The organism is Enterobacter sp. 296B2, assembly GCF_034106185.1.
Lineage (GTDB): Bacteria > Pseudomonadota > Gammaproteobacteria > Enterobacterales > Enterobacteriaceae > Enterobacter > Enterobacter cloacae_N.
Genome location: NZ_JAWNCA010000014.1, coordinates 1 through 19,760 on the forward strand (window position 1 = coordinate 1; position 19,760 = coordinate 19,760).

At 55.7% G+C, this 19,760-nt stretch carries 23 protein-coding genes; 8 read left to right on the forward strand and 15 right to left on the reverse strand.

The window, feature by feature from the left end; all coding sequences use genetic code 11:
- From URZ40_RS12145 to gspC, 12 genes are all read right to left on the reverse strand, one after another.
- On the reverse strand, positions 1-637 hold a 637-nt coding region (locus URZ40_RS12145), incomplete at its 3' end, for an A24 family peptidase (RefSeq protein ID WP_320720601.1).
- Complete coding sequence (locus URZ40_RS12150; protein ID WP_320720602.1) at positions 634-1,119, reverse strand: type II secretion system protein M; 486 nt, start codon at positions 1,117-1,119, stop codon at positions 634-636. The genes URZ40_RS12145 and URZ40_RS12150, both read right to left, overlap by 4 nt.
- Positions 1,116-2,249 (reverse strand): type II secretion system protein GspL, encoded by a 1,134-nt coding sequence (gene gspL / locus URZ40_RS12155; protein ID WP_320720603.1) that lies wholly within the window; start codon positions 2,247-2,249, stop codon positions 1,116-1,118. Before gspL ends, URZ40_RS12150 begins: the two co-directional genes overlap by 4 nt.
- A gap of 15 nt (positions 2,250-2,264) precedes the next feature.
- On the reverse strand, positions 2,265-3,275 hold the full coding sequence (gene gspK, locus URZ40_RS12160) for a type II secretion system minor pseudopilin GspK (RefSeq protein WP_320720604.1): 1,011 nt from the start codon (positions 3,273-3,275) through the stop codon (positions 2,265-2,267).
- On the reverse strand, positions 3,272-3,919 hold the full coding sequence (gspJ, locus tag URZ40_RS12165) for a type II secretion system minor pseudopilin GspJ (RefSeq protein WP_320720605.1): 648 nt from the start codon (positions 3,917-3,919) through the stop codon (positions 3,272-3,274). The genes gspK and gspJ overlap by 4 nt, the downstream gene beginning before the upstream one ends.
- Complete coding sequence (gene gspI / locus URZ40_RS12170) at positions 3,916-4,296, reverse strand: type II secretion system minor pseudopilin GspI (protein WP_116341024.1); 381 nt, start codon at positions 4,294-4,296, stop codon at positions 3,916-3,918. Before gspI ends, gspJ begins: the two co-directional genes overlap by 4 nt.
- A complete protein-coding gene (gspH, locus tag URZ40_RS12175) occupies positions 4,289-4,774 on the reverse strand; it encodes a type II secretion system minor pseudopilin GspH (RefSeq protein WP_166710593.1) in 486 nt (161 codons plus the stop codon). The genes gspI and gspH overlap by 8 nt, the downstream gene beginning before the upstream one ends.
- Complete coding sequence (gene gspG / locus URZ40_RS12180; protein WP_006809430.1) at positions 4,774-5,223, reverse strand: type II secretion system major pseudopilin GspG; 450 nt, start codon at positions 5,221-5,223, stop codon at positions 4,774-4,776. The genes gspH and gspG overlap by 1 nt, the downstream gene beginning before the upstream one ends.
- A gap of 3 nt (positions 5,224-5,226) precedes the next feature.
- The gene (gene gspF, locus URZ40_RS12185; protein WP_166710589.1) at positions 5,227-6,435 is read right to left on the reverse strand and encodes a type II secretion system inner membrane protein GspF; all 1,209 of its coding nucleotides are present in this window, start codon (positions 6,433-6,435) and stop codon (positions 5,227-5,229) included.
- Positions 6,435-7,913, reverse strand: a complete 1,479-nt coding sequence (gene gspE, locus URZ40_RS12190; protein WP_006809432.1) for a type II secretion system ATPase GspE — start codon at positions 7,911-7,913, stop codon at positions 6,435-6,437. The genes gspF and gspE overlap by 1 nt, the downstream gene beginning before the upstream one ends.
- A gap of 14 nt (positions 7,914-7,927) precedes the next feature.
- Positions 7,928-9,856, reverse strand: coding sequence for a type II secretion system secretin GspD (gene gspD / locus URZ40_RS12195; RefSeq protein WP_320720606.1), 1,929 nt, complete (start codon positions 9,854-9,856; stop codon positions 7,928-7,930).
- Positions 9,857-9,869: 13 nt separating this feature from the next.
- On the reverse strand, positions 9,870-10,601 hold the full coding sequence (gene gspC, locus URZ40_RS12200) for a type II secretion system protein GspC (protein ID WP_116341034.1): 732 nt from the start codon (positions 10,599-10,601) through the stop codon (positions 9,870-9,872).
- A gap of 300 nt (positions 10,602-10,901) precedes the next feature.
- Between gspC and URZ40_RS12205 the strand changes: the two genes are divergently transcribed.
- Together URZ40_RS12205 and URZ40_RS12210 are read left to right on the forward strand one after the other, a co-directional pair.
- Complete coding sequence (locus tag URZ40_RS12205; RefSeq protein ID WP_320720607.1) at positions 10,902-12,458, forward strand: peptidoglycan-binding protein; 1,557 nt, start codon at positions 10,902-10,904, stop codon at positions 12,456-12,458.
- Positions 12,458-13,084 carry a hypothetical protein gene (locus URZ40_RS12210; RefSeq protein ID WP_320720608.1) on the forward strand — a complete coding sequence of 209 codons (627 nt, stop codon included), beginning with the start codon at positions 12,458-12,460 and terminating at the stop codon, positions 13,082-13,084. Before URZ40_RS12205 ends, URZ40_RS12210 begins: the two co-directional genes overlap by 1 nt.
- Here the strand turns inward: URZ40_RS12210 and URZ40_RS12215 are convergent, their stop codons facing one another.
- From URZ40_RS12215 to URZ40_RS12225, 3 genes are all read right to left on the reverse strand, one after another.
- Complete coding sequence (locus URZ40_RS12215) at positions 13,085-13,708, reverse strand: helix-turn-helix domain-containing protein (RefSeq protein WP_316380018.1); 624 nt, start codon at positions 13,706-13,708, stop codon at positions 13,085-13,087.
- 272 nt (positions 13,709-13,980) lie between these two features.
- Positions 13,981-14,811: an N-acetylmuramoyl-L-alanine amidase gene (locus URZ40_RS12220; protein ID WP_320720609.1), complete on the reverse strand. Its 831-nt coding sequence runs from the start codon at positions 14,809-14,811 to the stop codon at positions 13,981-13,983.
- Complete coding sequence (locus URZ40_RS12225) at positions 14,808-15,131, reverse strand: heavy metal-binding domain-containing protein (protein ID WP_028012516.1); 324 nt, start codon at positions 15,129-15,131, stop codon at positions 14,808-14,810. The genes URZ40_RS12220 and URZ40_RS12225 overlap by 4 nt, the downstream gene beginning before the upstream one ends.
- Positions 15,132-15,227: 96 nt before the next feature.
- On the opposite strand from URZ40_RS12225, the gene URZ40_RS12230 reads away from it, so the two are divergent.
- From URZ40_RS12230 to artJ, 6 genes are all read left to right on the forward strand, one after another.
- Positions 15,228-15,746 (forward strand): lipoprotein, encoded by a 519-nt coding sequence (locus URZ40_RS12230; RefSeq protein WP_320720610.1) that lies wholly within the window; start codon positions 15,228-15,230, stop codon positions 15,744-15,746.
- 226 nt (positions 15,747-15,972) lie between these two features.
- A complete protein-coding gene (gene artP, locus URZ40_RS12235; protein ID WP_116341046.1) occupies positions 15,973-16,701 on the forward strand; it encodes an arginine ABC transporter ATP-binding protein ArtP in 729 nt (242 codons plus the stop codon).
- 19 nt (positions 16,702-16,720) lie between these two features.
- Complete coding sequence (artI, locus tag URZ40_RS12240) at positions 16,721-17,452, forward strand: arginine ABC transporter substrate-binding protein ArtI (RefSeq protein WP_008500032.1); 732 nt, start codon at positions 16,721-16,723, stop codon at positions 17,450-17,452.
- Positions 17,453-17,458: 6 nt separating this feature from the next.
- Positions 17,459-18,175, forward strand: a complete 717-nt coding sequence (gene artQ, locus URZ40_RS12245; RefSeq protein ID WP_024907846.1) for an arginine ABC transporter permease ArtQ — start codon at positions 17,459-17,461, stop codon at positions 18,173-18,175.
- A complete protein-coding gene (artM, locus tag URZ40_RS12250) occupies positions 18,175-18,843 on the forward strand; it encodes an arginine ABC transporter permease ArtM (protein WP_163330820.1) in 669 nt (222 codons plus the stop codon). Before artQ ends, artM begins: the two co-directional genes overlap by 1 nt.
- 173 nt (positions 18,844-19,016) lie before the next feature.
- Complete coding sequence (gene artJ / locus URZ40_RS12255; RefSeq protein ID WP_028019301.1) at positions 19,017-19,748, forward strand: arginine ABC transporter substrate-binding protein ArtJ; 732 nt, start codon at positions 19,017-19,019, stop codon at positions 19,746-19,748.
- Positions 19,749-19,760 lie beyond the last annotated feature (12 nt).

A 19,760-nucleotide genomic window follows, 5' to 3' on the forward strand; every position in this document is an offset into this window, starting at 1 on the left:
CCTGCCAGCCGCACCAGGCGCCCAGGGCCGCCAGCAGCTTAAAATCGCCATATCCCAGCCCTTCCCGCCCGGTAATCAGACGGAATGCCCAGTAGAGCAGCCAGAGGGAGAGATAGCCCGCGACCGCACCGAACAGCGCATCGCGCAGCGGCATCTGGTGGTCAAACGCATGGAACAATAATCCTGCCCACAGCAGAGGCTGCGTCAGACAATCCGGCAGGAGCTGATGCCGCCAGTCAATCATTGCCAGGGGCAGCAAAAAAGCGGCCAGCAGCCACAGGGCGAAAAGGGACAGGATGTCTGGCATACACCAGGCGGTGATGCCGCAAAACAGCGCGGAAAAAAGTTCGATTAAAAATAGCCGCAAGGGGATAGCCGTTCTGCACTGGCGGCAGCGCCCGCGTAATACAAGCCAGCTGACCAGCGGGATATTCTCCCAGGCGGTCAGGCTGTGCTGGCACACCGGACAGTGCGACGCCGGAAAGAGCAGATTACCGCCCCTCTCCTCCTGCATCACCATGCCCGGCACGCGTTCGGCAACCACCCCAAGAAAGCTCCCGATAATACTGCCGAAGATCGCACTCATTACCGGGAACCCCACCGGGTAAACGTCCCGCATCAGCGCGAACGTGTTCATGCCTTTTTGCTCCAGGTGAGCTGGACTTCCGCTTTCACGTCGCTGAGGTGGTCGATCGGCGTGAGGTTCATTTTCTGCAGCCTGACGCCGGAGGTCTGGTTTATTTCCCGCAGCCAGCTCTTTAATTCATAGACATTTACGCGACTGACCACGAACGATAAGGTTTGCCCATCCTGACGCACGTCTGTCAGAGGCAAATGAATCTCCTGGGCGCTGTTCTCCACCACCGTGCGCGGATTATCCGTTTTGACAATCTGGACCTGAAGATGGTTTTTATCTATTTCACTGCGCATCCAGTTCAACGTCTCTTTTTGTCTGCTCAGCGTGGCCTTACTGTTCTGAATCATATTATCCAGCGGAACCATTCCCGCGTAATAAATAACCGCCCCCGCTATCGCGACGGCACATATTTTCAGAATAATTTTTTCCCTGGCACTGTAATTCTGGTAACGAGACTTAAGCTGCGTGATTCGCTCTTTCATTTATATTTCCCTGCGATCATGGCGGTATAAGGAGCTGAGGTCGAAACAGGCTGTAAGGTGAAATCAAAATATTCCCCCGCCTGGTTTACAAACGTCTGCAACGCGGATTGGCTTTGCGAACTGGCGCTCAGCGTTAGCGTGTTTTGCTGAGCATCGTATTCGAGCAGCGTGATCTCCAGCGCGGGTACGGCCTGCCTGGCTTTCTCCAGATCTTCCAGCTGCAGAAACACCCCTTTGCTCTGCTTTTTCATGTTTTGACCAAAGTGATATTTGATATTGGTCTGCTGGCGCATGCTCGGAAAATGGTGCTGATAAACCTGCAGGATCTCCTGCTGAATCTGATTTTCCTGCTGCACCAGCATCCAGGCCATGGCGACGCGCGGGCCCAGCAACAGGCCGAGAGAGAGCAGACCCGCCGCGGCAATTGCCGCTTTGATGCCCTTCGAGGCTTTCCCCGAGCCCGCTTTCGCGCTGAATTCGCCGTGCAGGAGCGTGACGCGGCAGGCTTGCCACTGGGGCTGGATCAGCACCAGCGGATGCTGCCAGGGCTGGGCGATGTCGACCGCGACGCCGGCAGGCGCTTCACCGTAGCAGCACACCTCCCCCTCTCCGGCCTTCTGCATCAGAAGCGGCAGCAGGCTCGCTTCCATCTCACTGGCAATATGTGGTGATAAACGCAGCCAGTAGCTGTCATCCAGGGCGACGAGGGTACTTCCGCCAGCCGTCACGGGCAGCAGCCAGGCATCCGGCAGCACCTGAATCACCTTTAACCCCGCCTCCTGACAGCGGTTTAACCACCCGCGCAGCAGATCGGCGTCTATCGCCACCGCATCCACTTCGGCACCTTTTTTGTTCAGCACCGTCCAGTGGAGATTATCCACGTCGCCAATCAGCGTCTCTTCCGCCATCCAGGAGAACGCCGTCGCCTGAGAGGCGACTTTTTTCGGCAGCGTAAAATGACGGAAGATCATGCTGCTGGCGGGCAGCAGCAGACAAACACGGGACGCCAGTGGATGGTCCGCCAGTGCGTCCAGGCTCTCCAGCGTCTCAACCTGCTGGCTGCCGGAGACACACCCCATAATTTTCCCGCCCTCGCGGTTATCGGGACGAACAAAAAGTACCTGTTTCATAGCGATCTACTTTTCTTATTCAATCATTCGGTAACGACGTTGCCACGTCACGATCTCACCGGCTTCGTTATTGACCTGAAGCTGGCTAACCACGCGAAGCGTTAATTCATCGGTATTGCCGGTATAGTTCACCCGGAAATACCGGCTGCTGATGGAGAGAAGCTCAGCCACCTGCGGGAGATCGTCTTTCAACTGCGGGAAGGTCTGCTCCAGCGCCTTGCTGAAGGTTTCCATATTTTCCCAGCCGGTTTCTGGACGCGAATCAATCAGGCGAACGGCGTCATCTTCCGTTAATTTTCCGGGGAACAGGGCGGCCAGTAAGGCGGCCTGCTCCGGTTTCAGGGTATTCACATCCACTTTGCTGGCAGAGTCCGGCAGCGCGCAGAGCAGCTTGCTCACCTTCGGGTATGCCGCTGCCGGGAACGCGGGCAGCTGTTTGATCTCAGCAATGGTGCGCATCATCTGGTTTGCGGGCTGGCGGGCAGGCACGACGCCGGCCCAGGCATCGCTCTCTGCACCGTCTTTGGCGGTCGTCGCGTCGCCATCGAGATAGTCCACCAGCTGTTGATACACCTCTTCCGCCGTAGTGTGACTGATGCCGCTTTCCGTCAGGATCTGTTCAACAATCTGCTCGTTACGCGGTTTTTCCGGCACCGCGGGCGCGTTTTGCCCCTGCGGTATTTTCTCTGCGGCCAGCAGGTTGTTGACGTTAAAGCAGTCCTGCGCGTCTTCCACCTGGCTGACCACCGTGTAATCTTCGCCCCGGGTTTCCAGCGGCTGATGCCAGTCGCCTTCAAGGTTCAGGGCCTTGTTTTCACCGCTGGCGTCGGCCTGCAGGCGGTCTTTCACCACCTTTTCCTGCGCCTGCATCGCCCAGCGCAGCTGCTGCTGGCTCACCTGGTAATGGGTTTTCTGCAGGTTGCGGCAGAACTGCTGGCTGATTTTGGCGGCCAGCGCCGACATCATGACCAGCAGGATCAGCACCACCAGCAGCGCGACCCCTTTTTGTTTACGTAATGCACTCATGATTTTGCTTCCGGTGCTGGTGCTGGTGCTGGTGCTGGTGCTGGCGCAGACGCAGCGGCGGGCGCAGCGGCGGGCGCAGCCGCTTCAGGCATATCGCCCGGGGTCGTGAAGACCCAGCGCCAGGTGTCACCGTTTTCCATGGTCAGCGTCAGCTCCACGCCGTCCGGCAGATGCGCCGCGTCGCTCCAGCTTTTCTGCCAGCCCTGACGGTAAAAACGCCACTGCAGGGATTTCACCTCGCTGACAATCGGCACCTCATCGGGTTTAACGTCCGCCGGGCCGTCAATCACCGGCCAGACGTCGCGATACAGACGCCCCTCTTCCAGCCGCCAGCGCACGCGCTCCAGCTGAACCGTTCCACTCACCCCGTTCAGGGTGGTCAGCTCAAGGGCATCGCCCTCCTGACGAAACAGTTCCGGCTCGTTACGCGGCGCGCGCGCCTGAAGCTGATAAAAATCGCGCTCCATCAGATTCCAGGCCCGCTGCAGCTGGTTGAGCTTTGCGGCGCTGGCATCCGTCGCCGAACTGGTGCGCATCGCGCCGTCCAGAATTTGCCAGGCCAGCGTGCTGATCACCGCGAAGATGGTCAGGGCAATCATGATCTCCAGCAGGGTAAATCCGCGCTGGCGTCGCGTTTTTTTCACTTGCTCTCTCCCGGCGGAATGATGTGCAGGGCAATAACCGGCTGGCTGTCGTCGCCTTCCGCGTAGACGCGGATCGCGTTCGCCCAGACGTTGTCGGCGGTTTTTACCCGCTGCTTACGCCAGTTCCAGCTGCGTCCGCCCATGATTTCCGTCCCCTGCTCCTCGGCGTCCGGGAAGTCGGTTTTCGTGAGCTGCGCTTCCGCCAGCTGATTTTCCGCCACCCAACTGGCCTGCAGCGTTTCGGCCAGACCGTGGGTGAAACGCACGTTCAGGGTGACGGAGTTCATCAGCGCCAACGCGGCGGTGGAGAAGATCACCAGCGCGACCATTACCTCCAGCAGCGTCATCCCCTTTTGCTTTTTATTGCCGTTAGCCATCGTTTTCTACCGATACCGGGGCCGCGCCTTGCGACACCACGCGGAAATGGTGCTGTTTGTCGTAGCTTTGCAGCGTCAGCGTGAAGCGGCTGATTTCGCCGTCCGGTAAAAAGAGCACCTGCGGGTCGGAGGTTACCGTGGCGGCAAGGCGCTGCGGCGAGAGCGAAACGTGCATCTCCTCCGGGAAATCGCCTTTGGTGGTAATTCGCCCCGCGGATAACGGCACCCAGCGACGTTCGCCATTTTTATCTTCGAGCGTCACCAGTTGATAGTTATCCGTGGTAATCACCAGCCCGACAATATTTCCGTCCATCACCGCACGGTCTGAACCATAATCAACGAGGGCTTTTAATTGCTGGCCAAATATATCCGCACCGCTGCGCGAAGGTATTGTTGACACTACCATCATGGCGCAGCTGGCAAATATCACCAGCGCCAGAATAATTTCCAGCAACGTAAAGCCGCGTTGTTTATTCATTATTTCTCTTTCTTGTCCAGAGACCAGTTCGTAATATCATCGGCGGTATTCGCTTCACCGTCCGGACCGGCTGAGAAGACGTCGACCGCGCCGTGCTCGCCCGGGCTCACCAGAATATAATCCCCACCCCACGGGTCCTGCGGCAGACGGCGGATATAGCCATCGGCGCGGTAGCCGTTCGGAATTGGCGCGATTTCAGGCTTGGTCACCAGCGCCTGCAGCCCCTGCTCTGTGGTCGGGTAGCGGTGGTTATCCAGCTTATACATATCCAGTGAACCTTCGAGCGCAACAATATCGCTGGTCGCTTTTTGTTCGTCCGCTTTCTCTTTATTCCCCATTAAGTTTGGCACTACCATACTCGCCAGAACGCCGAGAATAACAATCACCACCATTAATTCGAGCAACGTGAAGCCCGCCTGGCGCGCCAGGTTTTTACGTTTTAAAGCCATGATTTAACCTACCATATTATTAAGTTGCAGAAGCGGTTGTAATATTGACAGTACGATGAATAAAACAATCGTTGCCATGGATACCACCAGCGCCGGTTCAAATACCGACAGCGTTAATGTAATGCGATGCTGTAATGCCGATTCCTGGTTTTCCGCCGCGCGGTCCATTAAATTACCTAATTCCCCGCTCTCTTCGCCGGAGGCAATCATATACAGCATGGTCGGCGGGAATAATTTCGCCTGTTCAAGCGCCGCGTAAAGGGATGCCCCCTGGCGCACGGTATCCGCCGCCTGCTCCAGCACCTGCCGGGCGTAGAGGTTTTCGATACCGTCCATTGCGATATACATCCCCTCCAGCAGCGGCACACTGCTGGCCTGCAGAATGCTCAGGGTGCGGATATAGCGGGCGCTGTTGATGGCGCACACCAGCTTTTTAATCGGCGAACCGTTCACCAGCCAGCTGTTCCAGCGAAAGCGGTTTTTGACATTTCTGAGCCAGGTTTTAAAGCCGATAAAGCCGCCCCCCAGGATGCCCACAATATAGATGCCGTACGCCTGCAGGAAATCGCTCACCGCAATCAGCGTGCGGGTAGTGATCGGCAGCTGCTGCTTCATGTGGGTGAACTGCTCAATCACCTGCGGCACCACCGCCACCAGCAGAATGCTGATGACCGCGATGGCCACCACGGTCAGGGTGATCGGGTAGACCATCGCCTGCGTCAGCTTGCTCTTCATCTTCTGGCGCTGCTCGTTGTACTCCGCCAGCTTCTCCAGCACATCGCCCAGGTGGCCGGTCTTTTCACCGGCCATCACCAGCGTGCAGTAGAGCTTGTCGAAGGTGCGCGGAAACTGGCTGAAGGCGTCAAACAGCGTGTGCCCTTCCACCACCTTCTCGCGGATCTCCACCACCATCGCTGCCAGCTTTTTGTCTTCCGTCTGCTTAGAGATCGCCTTCAGCGCACTCTCCAGCGGCAGCGCGGCGTTGACCAACGTGGAAAGCTGGCGGGTAAACATCGACAGCACCGGCGTTGAGAGCTTTGCCCCGGTTTTTGCTTTTCCGGCGGACGCCGCTTCACGGGTTTCGGTGATGCTGACGGGCATCAGCTTTTGCTCGCGAAGCATCTGGCGAACCTGCTTTTGCCCCTCGGCCTGCAGCGTACCACGCTGGGTTTTCCCCGCGGCATCCGTCGCCGTCCAGGCGTAGAAGGCCATTACGCATCCCCCCCACGCTCGGCGGTGACGCGCATCACCTCTTCCAGAGAAGTCACGCCGCTAATCACCTTCAGCAGCCCGTTTTCACGCAGGCTGTAGGCCTGCTTAAAAAGCTGCGTTTCAATCGACATTTCGTCTTTATCTTCATGAATGGCGCGGCGCATGGTGCTGTCCACCACCAGGAACTCATGAATACCGGCACGGCCCTGATAGCCGCTCTGGCGGCAGTGTTCACAGCCCACCGCGCGATAGATTGCTTTTGGCGGCGCGTCCATAAAGCTGAACAGCGCTTTTTCATTGGCGTCCAGCGGACTGGTGGTCCGGCAGTGCGTGCACAGCCGGCGCACCAGACGCTGGGCAATGACACCGAGCAACGATGATCCGATTAAAAACGACTCCAGCCCCATATCCCGCAGACGCGTAATCGCCCCTGCGGCGCTGTTGGTGTGCAGCGTAGACATGACCAGGTGACCGGTGAGCGACGCCTGCACCGCGATTTGCGCGGTTTCACCGTCGCGAATTTCCCCGATCATCACCACGTCCGGGTCCTGACGCAGAATGGCGCGCAGCCCGCGGGCAAAGGTCATGTCCACGCGCGGGTTAACCTGCGTCTGCCCCACCCCTTCCAGCTCGTATTCAATCGGGTCTTCGACGGTCAGGATGTTGCGTTCGTGACCGTTCAGCGCCGAAAGAATGGCGTACAGGGTGGTACTTTTACCGGAACCTGTCGGCCCGGTGACCAGGATAATGCCGTGCGGGCGGTCAATCAGCCCCTTTAACTTCTCCAGCTCTTCATCAATCAGCCCCAGCTTGTTGATGTCGGGCTTCAGATTGCTTTTATCGAGCAGACGCATGACCACGCGCTCGCCGTACTGGGACGGAATGGTCGAGACACGCACGTCAATCGCCTTGCGGCCAATGCGCAGGGAGATACGGCCATCCTGCGGCAGGCGCTTCTCGGCGATATCCAGCTTCGACATGACCTTGATACGCGACACCAGCAGCGGCGCGAGCTTGCGCGCCGGCTGAAGCACCGGGCGCAGCACGCCGTCGACGCGGAAGCGAATGCTCAGCGTGCGCTCAAAGGTTTCGATATGAATATCCGACGCGCCGTCTTTCACCGCCTCGCCGAGAATGGCGTTGATAAGGCGGATCACCGGCGAGTTTTCGTCGTTATCGAGCAGATCTTCGTTGTCCGGGATCTCCTCGGTTAACGCCATCAGGTCGATGTCCGCGTCCATGTCGTCTACCAGCTGCTGCGACACGCCGCTGCTCTGCTGCCAGATTTTGGCCAGCATCTCGTCAAACGCTTCCGGCGTCAGGGTGACCGGGACGAACGCGCGTCCCAGCACCCGGCGCACCTCCAGCAGTGCAAATGCCGGAGTGTCATCACGGATATAGACGTCATTGTTATAAAATAAAACGCCGTTATCTTTTGCGTAGCTGCTGCTACACAGAGTTTTACTCAGTTCGTCCACGTTGCCCCTCCGCCTTACTCTTTAAACGGATTGCGCGTCGCGCTGGTTTTCACCGGAGCGGCGTGGGTACTGGTGCCGGCAGACGGAAACGCGGGTAAAACGGCGTTATCCGCCGGTTCAAGAATGCCGAGCTTTTTCTCCTCCGCGCGCTGCATCTGGCGAACGCGGATCTGGTCATATTTCTCTTTCGACGCCGCGCTGTAGTTTTCGTCGTCACGCAGGACGGTGGTATGGATAAACACCATCAGGTTGCGCTTGGAGGTATCCTGCGAGGTGTAGCGGAACAGCTGCCCGACCAGCGGGATATCGCCCAGCAGCGGGACTTTGGAGACCGACTGTTTGGTGACGTTTTCCATCAGGCCGCCAAGCACCACCGTCTGACCGCTGTGCACCATCACTTCGTTATTGATGGTGCGGGTGTTGAAGGTTGGGCCGAGGCTGGCGTCTTCCGTTGCACTGTTGTCAACGCTGGACACTTCCTGCTCAATTTTCAGGTGGATCATGTCGCCATCGTTGATTTGCGGCACAATTTTCAGCTTGGTACCGACGGTCTTACGCTCAACGGAGTTAAAGACGTTGTCGCCGCTGGTGGTCTGCGAACCGGAAAGGACCGGCACGTCCTGGCCGACGTTAAACGACGCTTCTTTGTTATCCAGCGTAACGACGCTTGGCGTGGAGAGAATGTCGTTTTTACCGTCGGTAGAGAGCGCGGTCATCAGGGCGCCGAAATCACCGTTAAAGAAACCGGTCGCCAGGCCGGTGAAGCTCGCCCCCTTCATGGTACCGTTCTTAATCTGGCTGATTGGCAGGCCGGTGGAGCCGAACTGTACGCCACCGTGCTTGCCGGTCCACTGCACGCCGAGATCCAGGCCGTTGCCGTCCTGCACTTCAGCAATGATCGCTTCCACCAGCACCTGCGGACGACGAATATCCAGCTTGTCGATCACCTTCTCCAGGGAGTTCATCACGTTAGGCTGCGCGGTGATCACCAGGGAGTTGGTTGACTCGTCGGCGGTAATATTCAGATCCGTTGTGGCTCTCGCGGTTTTCGCTTTGGCGGTGCCCGGCTTGTCTTTCAGCTGCTCGCCAATCCCGGTGAGAACCGGAACCACTTTGGTGGCGCTGGCATATTTGAGATAGAAGACGCGGGTATTCCCCTCGTTGTTCTGCTCACGGTCCAGCTGATGAATAAGAGAACGGGTACGCGCGCGCGCGTCTTCCGGGCCGCTGATCACCAGGCTGTTGGTTTCGTCATCGGCCACCACTTTTGTGGCCAACTGCGGTGCGTTCTGCCCTTTCTGCTCCTCGTTGTTGAGGTTAGTCAGCATATCCGACAGATCTTTGGCGGAAGCAAAACGCAGCGGCACAATTTCGCGACGCTGAACACCGTTTTTATCGACGCGCTGCACCAGGTCAACCAGGCGGTTAACCACCGAGGCTTTACCGGTTAACAGCAGCACGTTGGACGGTTCGAAGTGGACCACGTTCCCGATACCGGTGGCATCGTTAAGCTGACGCAGCAGCGGGGCAAGCTCGCGCACCGGCACATTTTCCATGCGCACCACGCGGGTGATGATCTCATCGCCCTTGCCCGGGTTTTTGCTGTCGGCCAGCGGCGCACCCGCGGTGCGGGCTACGCTTGAGCGCACCACTTTCACCATCCCGTTGTCCATCGGGATCACCGACAGACCATACAGATCCAGCACGCTCAGGAAGAACTGGTAATACTCATCTTCCGTCAGCACGTTATAGGTTCTGACCGACACCGTGCCCTGAACGGACGGGTCGACGAGAATGGTTTTGTTAAGATTGCGGCCTACCGTATCGATAAACTCGCGGATATCGGTATTTTTAAAGCTCGCGCTAAAGTTGGCTGCAAGCAGCGAACTGGAATATAACGACAATGCGGTCAGCGCCACGCACGCCCAAGGAAATTTCTTCATGTCTGTACACTTGTTAATTGTTTAGAACATTGACCCGAATATTTTCAAGGTGAGCGTGACGTCTGACGACGACCTCCGCTTCTTTCATTTTCGACCAGTTGGCAATAATACTTTTTGCCTTTGCTTCATCGGTCATATCGACAGAGTTAACTTCTACCGCCACATCGCCCTTTTGTAGCCCCGAATGGCTATAGAACGAGGAGGCATTCCTTGGATTAATGTTGTAGCCTTCCAGCTGGCCTTTTTCGATTAACGGTTTGAGCACCAGATAATCATCCAGATGCACGCTTTCCGCGCCTGCATCTTTCGTCGATTTGGTTACCGGGCCGCTGTCAACGCCGCCCTTAAAATAGTCAGGCTTATTTAACGCCAGTACCTGCGTAGCACCTTCGTAATTAACCACCACATTGTCTTTGTTAATTTCCTGAATAAACGCATCGTTGAAACCGGTCAGAGGCTCGCCTTCACGATAGCTCTTCTCCCCCCCCGGCGTTTTGATAACCGCGAAGGAAAGCCAGGCGTCATCGCTACGCACGATACCTTCTATCTCCGCTGCCAGCGGGGCTTTCGTCGCAGTCGGTAAGTTGTCCTGACGCACCGCAGCCGTGAAAAGGGTGAACTTTTTTTCTTCACGACGATTTTTCAGTGGCTGTTCATCAGATTTAGCCAATTTATTCGTAACTTTTTTATAATCTTTAAACGTCAGATAGCCTTGCTGGCCGCAAAAAATTAACAGCGCAAACATAATGCAAGGCGTTATCCACCGTGACAGAAATGAGAACCTCATTTTTCATCTGGCCTTTAACAAAGCGAAAATAAGCAGCGTCGTGCTGCGCCAATATGTGAGAAAATAGTAATTAGCTGCTGTAAATACGACCACTGACTTTGCCGCTAACTTTCATAAAGAAAAATATTGACCGTATAAAATCCAGATGTTAGGCATCATCCACTGGATATTTTTACCCTGCACGCAAATTGACCACCCTATAGCGTTGCTTTACTTTCTCGTCCTGTTGCTATTCCTAATCAGAGACGGTAAGTCGTTATGTATCAGAGCCACTTTCATTTTAAAAACCCGCCGTTCAGGGAGATCGCCCGCTCATCCGGGGATTTTCTGGTGCCCTATCATCAGGACGTGTTCAACCTGCTGAAAGAGAAAACCCAACAGGCGGGCGTGAGCGGTCTCTTTTGTGACGACGCCCGTTTGTTAGGTCAGTTCAGCCATGCGCTGAAAACCGCGACGCCCGGCGTTCTTGCCATCAACGCGTTTCCAAAACTGAGCGCCAGTAGCCTGCTGTACAAGCTCAACCCGGGAACGAAAGAGAACAAGAACCGGATTCAGGCGGTAGATGCGGTGCTGCAGCAGTGGCAGGGTGGGAAAGCCAGAACGAAAGTGCTGGTCATTACCCATACCGAAGCCATGAAAGAGAGCTGCCGCGAGGTGCTGGGTATGTTGCTCACGCGCGCCCAGGAGCTGGAGTTTCGCCTGGCCGTGGTGCTGATGGGCACGAAGGATCAGGACGCCGTTCTGATGCAGAAATCTGAACTGCGTGAATATGCACATACCCGTCACACGTTACGTCCCCTGACCTGCCGGGAATTTCTCAGCTATGTCCAGGCGCAGTGTGAAGAGCACGGGTGCGAGAGCTCGCCGCTTACGCCGGCGCGTGTGCGTAAGATGCACGCGCTGACCAAAGGGAATATCAGCAAGCTGAATGAACTGGCACACCTGTCAATGCTGGCCGCCTGGACCGAACGTGCGCTACAGGTCAGCCCTCGTCATTTACGCCTGGCGGCCGGTGAGAGCCTTCCTGCGAAAAAACACGGTAAGCGCCTGGCAACCGTGGGACTGTTCGCTTCCGTGCTGTTCGCCGCCTGCGGCTGGTATTTAACCTCCTCGATCACCGCAAAACTTCCCGTTCAACTGCCGGTGCCCGTCAGCTGGAAACAGCAGGCGCCAAAAGTTGAGGCGCCCGCGGTGCCGGTTATCGACAACGAAATGGTTAATCAGCCGGATGCGATGCACCAGCTTTACCTGATGTGGGGGTACGACGCCTCGGCGGATGACGCCCTGTGTCAAAACGCCGCGAAGGTGAACCTGATGTGTAAACAGGGCAACGCCTCGCCGGATGCGCTGGCACGAGAGGGTTATCCGTGGGTCAGTGAACTCAAAACCGGTGACCATCTTAACTACGCCGTGGTCGCCCGCGTTGGGGATACCTCTATCGACCTGCTGATGAACAACCGCACCTGGCAGGTAAGCCGCAGCTGGTTTAACCAGCATGCGACCGGGAACTATACCCAGCTGCACCGCCTGACGCCGGAAGGTAAAGACGCCATCAGTGCCGCCAGCGATGCGAAAGACATGGGCTGGTTGGATCAGCAACTGAGCCTGGCTCTTGCCCAGCCTGAAACCCATGCTCAGACCTGGACGGCGGAGATGATGAAACGCACCCGCGAGTTCCAGCAAAAAATGAATCTGCACGTGGATGGCATTCCTGGAGAAGACACGCTGATGCAGCTCATGCGTGAAACCCATACCACGCCGAGCGTATTGCTCCAGGCCACATCAGACGCCAAAACGCAGGAGAAGCATTCCTAATGTCTACCATCTGTCTTGCGGCTCAGCGCAGCTACGCCACCGGGGAGGCGGTCTGGTTTTCATACCGCGTCCCCAGCCTGAGAAAAATTTGCGGTAATACCTTTTTGTGGGCGTTAGGTTTGTGCGCCATGGTCATGGCAGGGTTGTACGCGCACGTTTACTGGAACCTGCGCCATCCGGCGCCGGAACCGGTTAAAGCGAGCGTCGCGAAACCCGAAACGCAGCTTTCAGATATGCACTACGTGTATGTGAGTAAGCCGTTCCCGCATCCGCATCCAAAACCCGCGCCGGTACACGCTGATGTTCCCGCCATGCAGGATCTGCCCATCAACAGCGATGATGCTGACTGGCAGCAGGCACCTGACGGCGGCGTGCCGCACGATACGTCGCGGGATACTTTACCCGGAACCGAAGCGCACGATGCGGTACCCGCCAGCGCAAGCGGTGACGATGCCTCAATAACCGAATTATTTAAGCAGGCATTAAAAGAACAAGAGCAGGATTATTCGCAAGGCAAAATTCCCGCGCCGCCGGTTGACGAGACGCAGGATAATTCGCAGAAAGGTTCATTGCAGAAAGTGGATCCCCGGTCACCTTTGAGTAAGAAAGGAGACCGGCTGGAGTAGTTAATATTTTTCAGGCAACGTTGTCAGGTTAAGGAGTCGACCCTTTTCCACGACAATATACTGACCTTTTTTCAGATCGGAGAGGATTTTAATAATGGTACTGCGCGCCAGGTTGGTGTATTCCTGAATATAATCATAAATATTGATATCGCGCTGATGATGAACAATTAGATCGTTAATTTCGTACAAAAATTCACGTACGACAGAATAAGCGCTGCGGGCAACCAGCACATCATCGCGTTTGCTCAGCATGCAAATGTACCAGGAGAGCACTTTGGTCAGTTCAGGCCATAAATTCTTATCGGTCATCAGCTGCGCGAAGACCTCTTTTTTGATTGAGCGCACCACGGTGTTGGCGCGAACGAGGCCGTACATGTGGGTCGCGTTGTAGTACATAGCCGCGAGACCAAAAATGCACTGACCCGTTACCGTGAACATGCACAGCTCGTCGGATTCGCGTCGGAATTCCACTTCGCCGCTGACGATAACATGGATATATTGCGAATCAGACGTAGATATTTTTTGCCATTTCTTTAAGGTTTTCTCTTCAAAACCTGAGGTTGCAGAAATAATGGCTTCCATTTCATGTTGCGGACGTAATTTTTTTGCGTAGATGCTTAACATTGTTATACCCGATTTAAGATATGAAATTTTAAAGATGCAGGACCAAGGCAATAAAAGCCTTAATCTTCGAAAATTTTTCTGAAGATGTTCTCAAGGAGAAAAATTAAGAACTGAATGCGATATATTTATTTGCTGCATTAGTTAGCAAGCTATGTGTCTATCTTAAATCCGGATAATTTTAAGTCAATTAACTAAAAATGAATTGAGTTTGTACTTAAGATTAATCTGAAGGGTTTTCAGGAAAAACAACTGATTCGGGGTATTCCGAAGGATTACCCCTGCCCGTACTTCTCTAAAAGCGCTTCACCTATGGCCATCGTTTCAACATCAGCGATGCCGTTCCACAGGTCAGGCCTGAAGTGCATCTGGAATGCCATGATGATGCGTTTCTGCTGCGCCGGGGTACTGTTAACCGGCACGTCATAGCCATAGCGCGCAAGCACATCGAGCAACGCGACGGTATCTACCTGCTGAAAGCGCGGTCGTCCGTTTATATAGAACGCCACGCGCGCGGGATCGGGCCATGCACCTATCCCCTGCTGAGCCAGCTCCCGCCACGGGAACAGCGGGCCAGGATCGTCTTTGCGCTGCGGCGCAATGTCCGAATGGGCCACCACGTTTTCAGGCCTGATGCTGTAGCGGGCAATGATATCTTTCGCGAGCGGCACCAGCGCCGCAATCTGCGCAGGCTCAAACAGCGTAAAATGCTTCACCCCGGCCGTTTTCTGCCAGCCACGATTTTCCAGCTCAATGCCAACAGACGTATCATTGATGCGGTTGGTGCCGCGCCAGAAGCTGATGCCGGCATGCCAGGCCAGCTCGCTCTCCGGCACCAGCTGCCAGATGCGCGGCTTGCCGTCCGGTGCCGGGGGCTTCGCGGGGATCAGATAATGCGAGCTGACGTTTTTGTCGGTTAAGGTCGCAAGCGAGGTGTCGAAGTCATCGGCGGTATAGTGGATTACCAGCACCTTGATACGCGGATAGGCCGCCTGCGCCTGATGGCGCGTATCCAGCTCGTAGGTGCCTTTATCAACGATACCTTTTTCCGGGGCGCATCCTGCCAGCAACATCGCCAGCAGGAGCGTTGAAAGCGAACGCTTCATCGACGGGTTTTCACCGCCGTGCCGCTTACGCTCACCATCAGCATGCTGGAATCTTTGCCGACGGTTTCATAATCAATATCGATTCCCACAACGGCGTCCGCGCCCAGCGCTTTTGCCTGCTCGCCGAGCTCCTTAAACGCAATTTCTCGCGCTTTACGCAGCTCTTTTTCGTACGCGCCGGAGCGTCCACCGACGATGTCACGAATGCCGGCAAAGAAATCGCGGAAAATGTTCGCGCCGAGAATCGCTTCGCCGGTAACCACGCCGCAATACTCGGTGATGGTCTGTCCTTCCAGGGTTGGCGTTGTTGAAAACTGCATTCTTTTCTCCTTCTTTAGCGTTCAATGCCTTAGGCACAGCATTATCGGTTCGTTACGCTATGATTGAAAGGATAGTTAATAAATAAGGAAATCAACATGCGCTACTCTGCTTTAACACTTTTAGTGCCCTGCGCGCTGGTGCTCAGCGCCTGTACCACCACGGTCACGCCAGCCTTTAAGGATATCGGTACCCGCAGCGGCCCCTGCATCGACGGCGGCCCGGATACCGTGGCGCAACAATTTTATGATTACCGCATTCAGCATCGCGGGAATGACCTGAGCGCCCTGCGCCCGTACCTGAGCGATAACCTGGCAAAACTGCTCAACGACGCCACCCGCGATCCGCAGCATAACGCCCTGCTGAAATCCGATCCGTTCTCCAGCCGCGCCACGCTGCCGGACAGCGCCGAGGTGGCCAGCGCGTCAACCATCCCGAACACCGATGCGCGGAATATTCCGCTGCGCGTGAAGCTGACCCAGGGAACCCAGACCTGGCAGGATGAAGTGCTGATGATCCGTGAAGGTCAGTGCTGGGCGGTGGACGACGTGCGCTACATCGGCGGCAGCGTTCATGCCCCGGCCGGCACGCTGCGCCAGTCGATTGAGAACCGCTAAATCATCAGTGATAAAAATGTTACCCCCGTAAAATGTCCGGCATTTCGTGCGGAATGCCGACATTTATACTCGCCGACCTTGCCGTTCGCTATTTTGTGCTATGTTTAAGAGGAAATACGGGTTATATTTAACTTTTAACGCAGAAATATTGCATAACTATTCTGTCAACGGTACTATCTGCGGCCTCAATTGCTATAGATTGCCTGGATGAGTAAAGACTGCCCCGATGAGTATTAAACTAAACGGCATTAACTGCTTCTACGGCGCACACCAGGCGCTGTTTGACATCACGCTGAACTGCCCGGAAGGCGAAACGCTGGTTTTACTTGGCCCAAGCGGTGCAGGCAAAAGCTCCCTTCTGCGCGTCCTTAATCTGCTTGAAATGCCCCGTTCCGGTACGCTGGCTATCGCCGGTAACCATTTTGATTTCGCGAAAACCCCGTCAGATAAAGCGATTCGCGAGCTGCGTCAAAACGTCGGCATGGTCTTCCAGCAATACAATCTCTGGCCGCATCTGACCGTCCTGCAAAACCTGATTGAAGCCCCGTGCCGCGTGCTGGGGTTAAGCAAGGAGCAGGCCATCGCGCGTGCCGAAAAGCTGCTGGAACGTCTGCGCCTTAAGCCCTACAGCGACCGCTATCCGCTGCACCTCTCCGGGGGTCAGCAGCAGCGCGTAGCCATTGCCCGCGCGCTGATGATGGAGCCTGCGGTACTGCTGTTTGATGAACCGACCGCGGCGCTGGACCCGGAAATCACTGCCCAGATCGTGAGCATTATTCGCGAGCTGGCGGAAACCAATATCACGCAGGTCATCGTTACCCACGAAGTGGAAGTGGCGCGTAAAACCGCCAGCCGTGTGGTCTACATGGAAAACGGGTACATCGTTGAGCAAGGTGACGCGAGCTGCTTCGCGAACCCGCAAACCGATGCCTTCAAAAACTATTTATCTCATTGATTGTGTCAGGGGAAATATAATGAAAAAAGTATTACTTGCCGTGCTGCTTGCTGGCGTTACCCTTTCCGCTACCGCAGCCCAGACTATTCGTTTCGCCACGGAAGCCTCTTACCCTCCGTTTGAGTCCATTGATGCGAACAACAAAATTGTTGGCTTCGACGTAGACCTGGCAAACGCCCTGTGTAAAGAGATCGATGCAACCTGTACCTTCAGCAACCAGGCGTTCGACAGCCTGATCCCAAGCCTGAAGTTCCGCCGTATTGACGCCGTCATGGCCGGTATGGACATCACCCCGGAGCGTGAAAAGCAGGTGCTGTTCACCACCCCTTACTACGACAACTCCGCCCTGTTTATTGGTCAGAAAGGTAAATTCACCTCTGTCGATCAGCTGAAAGGCAAAAAAGTGGGCGTGCAGAACGGCACCACGCACCAGAAATTCATCATGGATAAACACCCGGAAATCACCACCGTTCCGTATGACAGCTACCAGAACGCGAAGCTGGATCTGCAGAATGGCCGTATCGACGGCGTATTTGGTGATACCGCTGTCGTGACCGAGTGGCTGAAAGCCAACGACAAACTGGCGCCAGTGGGCGACAAAGTGACCGATAAGGATTACTTCGGTACCGGTCTGGGGATTGCCGTTCGTCAGGGCAACACCGAGCTGCAGCAGAAATTCAACGCTGCGCTGGAAAAAGTGAAGAAAGACGGCACCTACGAAACCATCTACAAAAAATGGTTCCAGAAGTAATTCCTGATGAATGAAATATTTCCTTTAGCAAGCGCCGCCGGGATGACCGTCGGCCTTGCCGTTTGCGCACTGATTATCGGCCTCGTGCTGGCGATGTTCTTTGCGGTGTGGGAATCCGCGAAATGGTTCCCCGTCGCCTGGACGGGCTCCGCGCTGGTCACCGTGCTGCGTGGGCTACCGGAAATTCTGGTGGTCCTGTTCATCTATTTCGGCTCCTCGCAGCTGCTGCTCACGCTGTCGGACGGCTTCACCCTCAATCTTGGCTTTGCGCAGATCCCGGTGCAGATGCAGATTGACAACTTCGACGTCAGCCCGTTCCTGTGCGGCGTGATTGCCCTCTCCCTGCTCTACTCCGCGTACGCGTCGCAAACCCTGCGCGGTGCGCTGAAGGCCGTGCCGCAGGGGCAGTGGGAGTCGGGTCAGGCGTTAGGCCTGTCGAAATCAGCCATCTTCTTCCGTCTGGTGATGCCGCAGATGTGGCGCCACGCCCTGCCGGGGCTGGGTAACCAGTGGCTGGTATTGCTGAAAGATACCGCACTGGTGAGCCTGATCAGCGTTAACGATTTAATGCTGCAAACCAAAAGCATCGCCACCCGTACCCAGGAACCTTTTACGTGGTACATTGTGGCGGCGGCTATCTACCTGGTGATCACGTTGCTCAGTCAGTACATCCTCAAGCGTATTGACCTGCGTGCGACGCGCTTTGAACGGAGACCAGGCTGATGCTTGAATATTTCCCCGAGCTGATGAAAGGGCTGCACACCAGCCTGACGCTGACCGTGGCGTCCATTATCGTGGCGCTGATCCTGGCCCTTATCTTCACCATCGTCCTGACGCTGAAAACGCCGGTGCTGGTGTGGATCGTGCGCGGCTATATCACCCTGTTTACCGGTACGCCGCTGCTGGTGCAGATCTTCCTGATTTACTACGGCCCGGGCCAGTTCCCGTCGCTGCAGGAGTATCCGGTTATCTGGCACCTGCTCTCTGAGCCGTGGCTGTGCGCCCTGATTGCCCTTTCGCTGAACAGTGCGGCCTATACCACGCAGCTGTTCTTTGGTGCGATCCGCGCCATCCCGGAAGGACAATGGCAGTCCTGCGGGGCGCTGGGCATGAGCAAGAAAGACACGCTGGCAATCCTGCTGCCGTACGCCTTTAAGCGCGCACTCTCCTCCTACTCCAACGAAGTGGTGCTGGTGTTCAAGAGTACCTCTCTGGCCTACACCATCACCCTGATGGAAGTTATGGGCCACGGGCAGTTGCTGTACGGGCGCACCTATGACGTGATGGTGTTCGGCGCGGCCGGCGTGGTCTATCTGGTGGTAAACGGCCTGCTGACGCTGATGATGCGCCTGATTGAGCGTAAAGCGTTAGCGTTTGAGCGCAGAAATTAACCACGCGAGTGCATAAAACGATATTCACAGAGCGGGTAACCTGATGGGTTATCCGCTTTTTTTTGCCATTAAAATAATATTTAATCATTTTTATTGCATATAAATTCATTAAATGGCATTGTACATCCATGCCGCAGACACGGCGCATAAATAAGACAGACGGGAGCATTACAATGAAAAAGTTAGTTCTGGCCGCACTACTGGCAACCTTCGCCGCTGGCGCATCCGCTGCTGATAAAATCAATTTTGGCGTTTCGGCGACTTATCCGCCGTTTGAATCGCTGGATGCCAGCAACCAGATCGTCGGTTTCGATATCGACCTGGCGAAAGCGCTGTGCAAGCAGATGCAGGCCGACTGCACCTTTACCAACCACGCGTTTGACAGCCTGATCCCGTCGCTGAAATTCAAAAAATACGATGCGGTGATCTCCGGGATGGACATCACGCCGGAGCGCAGCAAGCAGGTGGCATTTACCGACCCGTACTACGCCAACTCGGCGGTAGTGATTGCGAAGAAAGGGGCGTACAAGTCCTTCGACGAGCTGAAAGGCAAACGCATCGGGATGGAAAACGGCACCACGCACCAGAAATACCTGCAGGACAAGCATCCTGAAGTGAAGACCGTGGCCTATGACAGCTACCAGAACGCGATTATCGACCTGAAAAACGGCCGTATTGATGGCGTATTCGGCGACACCGCCGTGGTGAACGAATGGCTGAAAACCAATCCGCAGCTGGGTACGGCGACCGAGAAAGTCACCGACCCGCAGTACTTCGGCACGGGCCTCGGCATCGCGGTACGTCCGGATAACAAGGCCCTGCTGGAAAAACTGAACGGCGCGCTGAAAGCAATCAAAGCGGACGGCACGTATCAGAAAATCAGCGACCAGTGGTTCCCGCAGTAATCTCTTTTGCCG

What these genes read in the sequence shown, in the direction of transcription:
- URZ40_RS12150 (WP_320720602.1), bottom strand. Translation starts at nt 1,119, where the DNA reads ATGAAAGAGCGAATCACGCAGCTTAAGTCTCGTTACCAGAATTACAGT.
- gspL (WP_320720603.1), bottom strand. Translation starts at nt 2,249, where the DNA reads ATGAAACAGGTACTTTTTGTTCGTCCCGATAACCGCGAGGGCGGGAAA.
- gspK (WP_320720604.1), bottom strand. Translation starts at nt 3,275, where the DNA reads ATGAGTGCATTACGTAAACAAAAAGGGGTCGCGCTGCTGGTGGTGCTG.
- gspI (WP_116341024.1), bottom strand. Translation starts at nt 4,296, where the DNA reads ATGGCTAACGGCAATAAAAAGCAAAAGGGGATGACGCTGCTGGAGGTA.
- gspH (WP_166710593.1), bottom strand. Translation starts at nt 4,774, where the DNA reads ATGAATAAACAACGCGGCTTTACGTTGCTGGAAATTATTCTGGCGCTG.
- gspG (WP_006809430.1), bottom strand. Translation starts at nt 5,223, where the DNA reads ATGGCTTTAAAACGTAAAAACCTGGCGCGCCAGGCGGGCTTCACGTTG.
- gspF (WP_166710589.1), bottom strand. Translation starts at nt 6,435, where the DNA reads ATGGCCTTCTACGCCTGGACGGCGACGGATGCCGCGGGGAAAACCCAG.
- gspD (WP_320720606.1), bottom strand. Translation starts at nt 9,856, where the DNA reads ATGAAGAAATTTCCTTGGGCGTGCGTGGCGCTGACCGCATTGTCGTTA.
- gspC (WP_116341034.1), bottom strand. Translation starts at nt 10,601, where the DNA reads ATGTTTGCGCTGTTAATTTTTTGCGGCCAGCAAGGCTATCTGACGTTT.
- URZ40_RS12205 (WP_320720607.1), top strand. Translation starts at nt 10,902, where the DNA reads ATGTATCAGAGCCACTTTCATTTTAAAAACCCGCCGTTCAGGGAGATC.
- URZ40_RS12210 (WP_320720608.1), top strand. Translation starts at nt 12,458, where the DNA reads ATGTCTACCATCTGTCTTGCGGCTCAGCGCAGCTACGCCACCGGGGAG.
- URZ40_RS12215 (WP_316380018.1), bottom strand. Translation starts at nt 13,708, where the DNA reads ATGTTAAGCATCTACGCAAAAAAATTACGTCCGCAACATGAAATGGAA.
- URZ40_RS12220 (WP_320720609.1), bottom strand. Translation starts at nt 14,811, where the DNA reads ATGAAGCGTTCGCTTTCAACGCTCCTGCTGGCGATGTTGCTGGCAGGA.
- URZ40_RS12225 (WP_028012516.1), bottom strand. Translation starts at nt 15,131, where the DNA reads ATGCAGTTTTCAACAACGCCAACCCTGGAAGGACAGACCATCACCGAG.
- URZ40_RS12230 (WP_320720610.1), top strand. Translation starts at nt 15,228, where the DNA reads ATGCGCTACTCTGCTTTAACACTTTTAGTGCCCTGCGCGCTGGTGCTC.
- artP (WP_116341046.1), top strand. Translation starts at nt 15,973, where the DNA reads ATGAGTATTAAACTAAACGGCATTAACTGCTTCTACGGCGCACACCAG.
- artI (WP_008500032.1), top strand. Translation starts at nt 16,721, where the DNA reads ATGAAAAAAGTATTACTTGCCGTGCTGCTTGCTGGCGTTACCCTTTCC.
- artQ (WP_024907846.1), top strand. Translation starts at nt 17,459, where the DNA reads ATGAATGAAATATTTCCTTTAGCAAGCGCCGCCGGGATGACCGTCGGC.
- artM (WP_163330820.1), top strand. Translation starts at nt 18,175, where the DNA reads ATGCTTGAATATTTCCCCGAGCTGATGAAAGGGCTGCACACCAGCCTG.
- artJ (WP_028019301.1), top strand. Translation starts at nt 19,017, where the DNA reads ATGAAAAAGTTAGTTCTGGCCGCACTACTGGCAACCTTCGCCGCTGGC.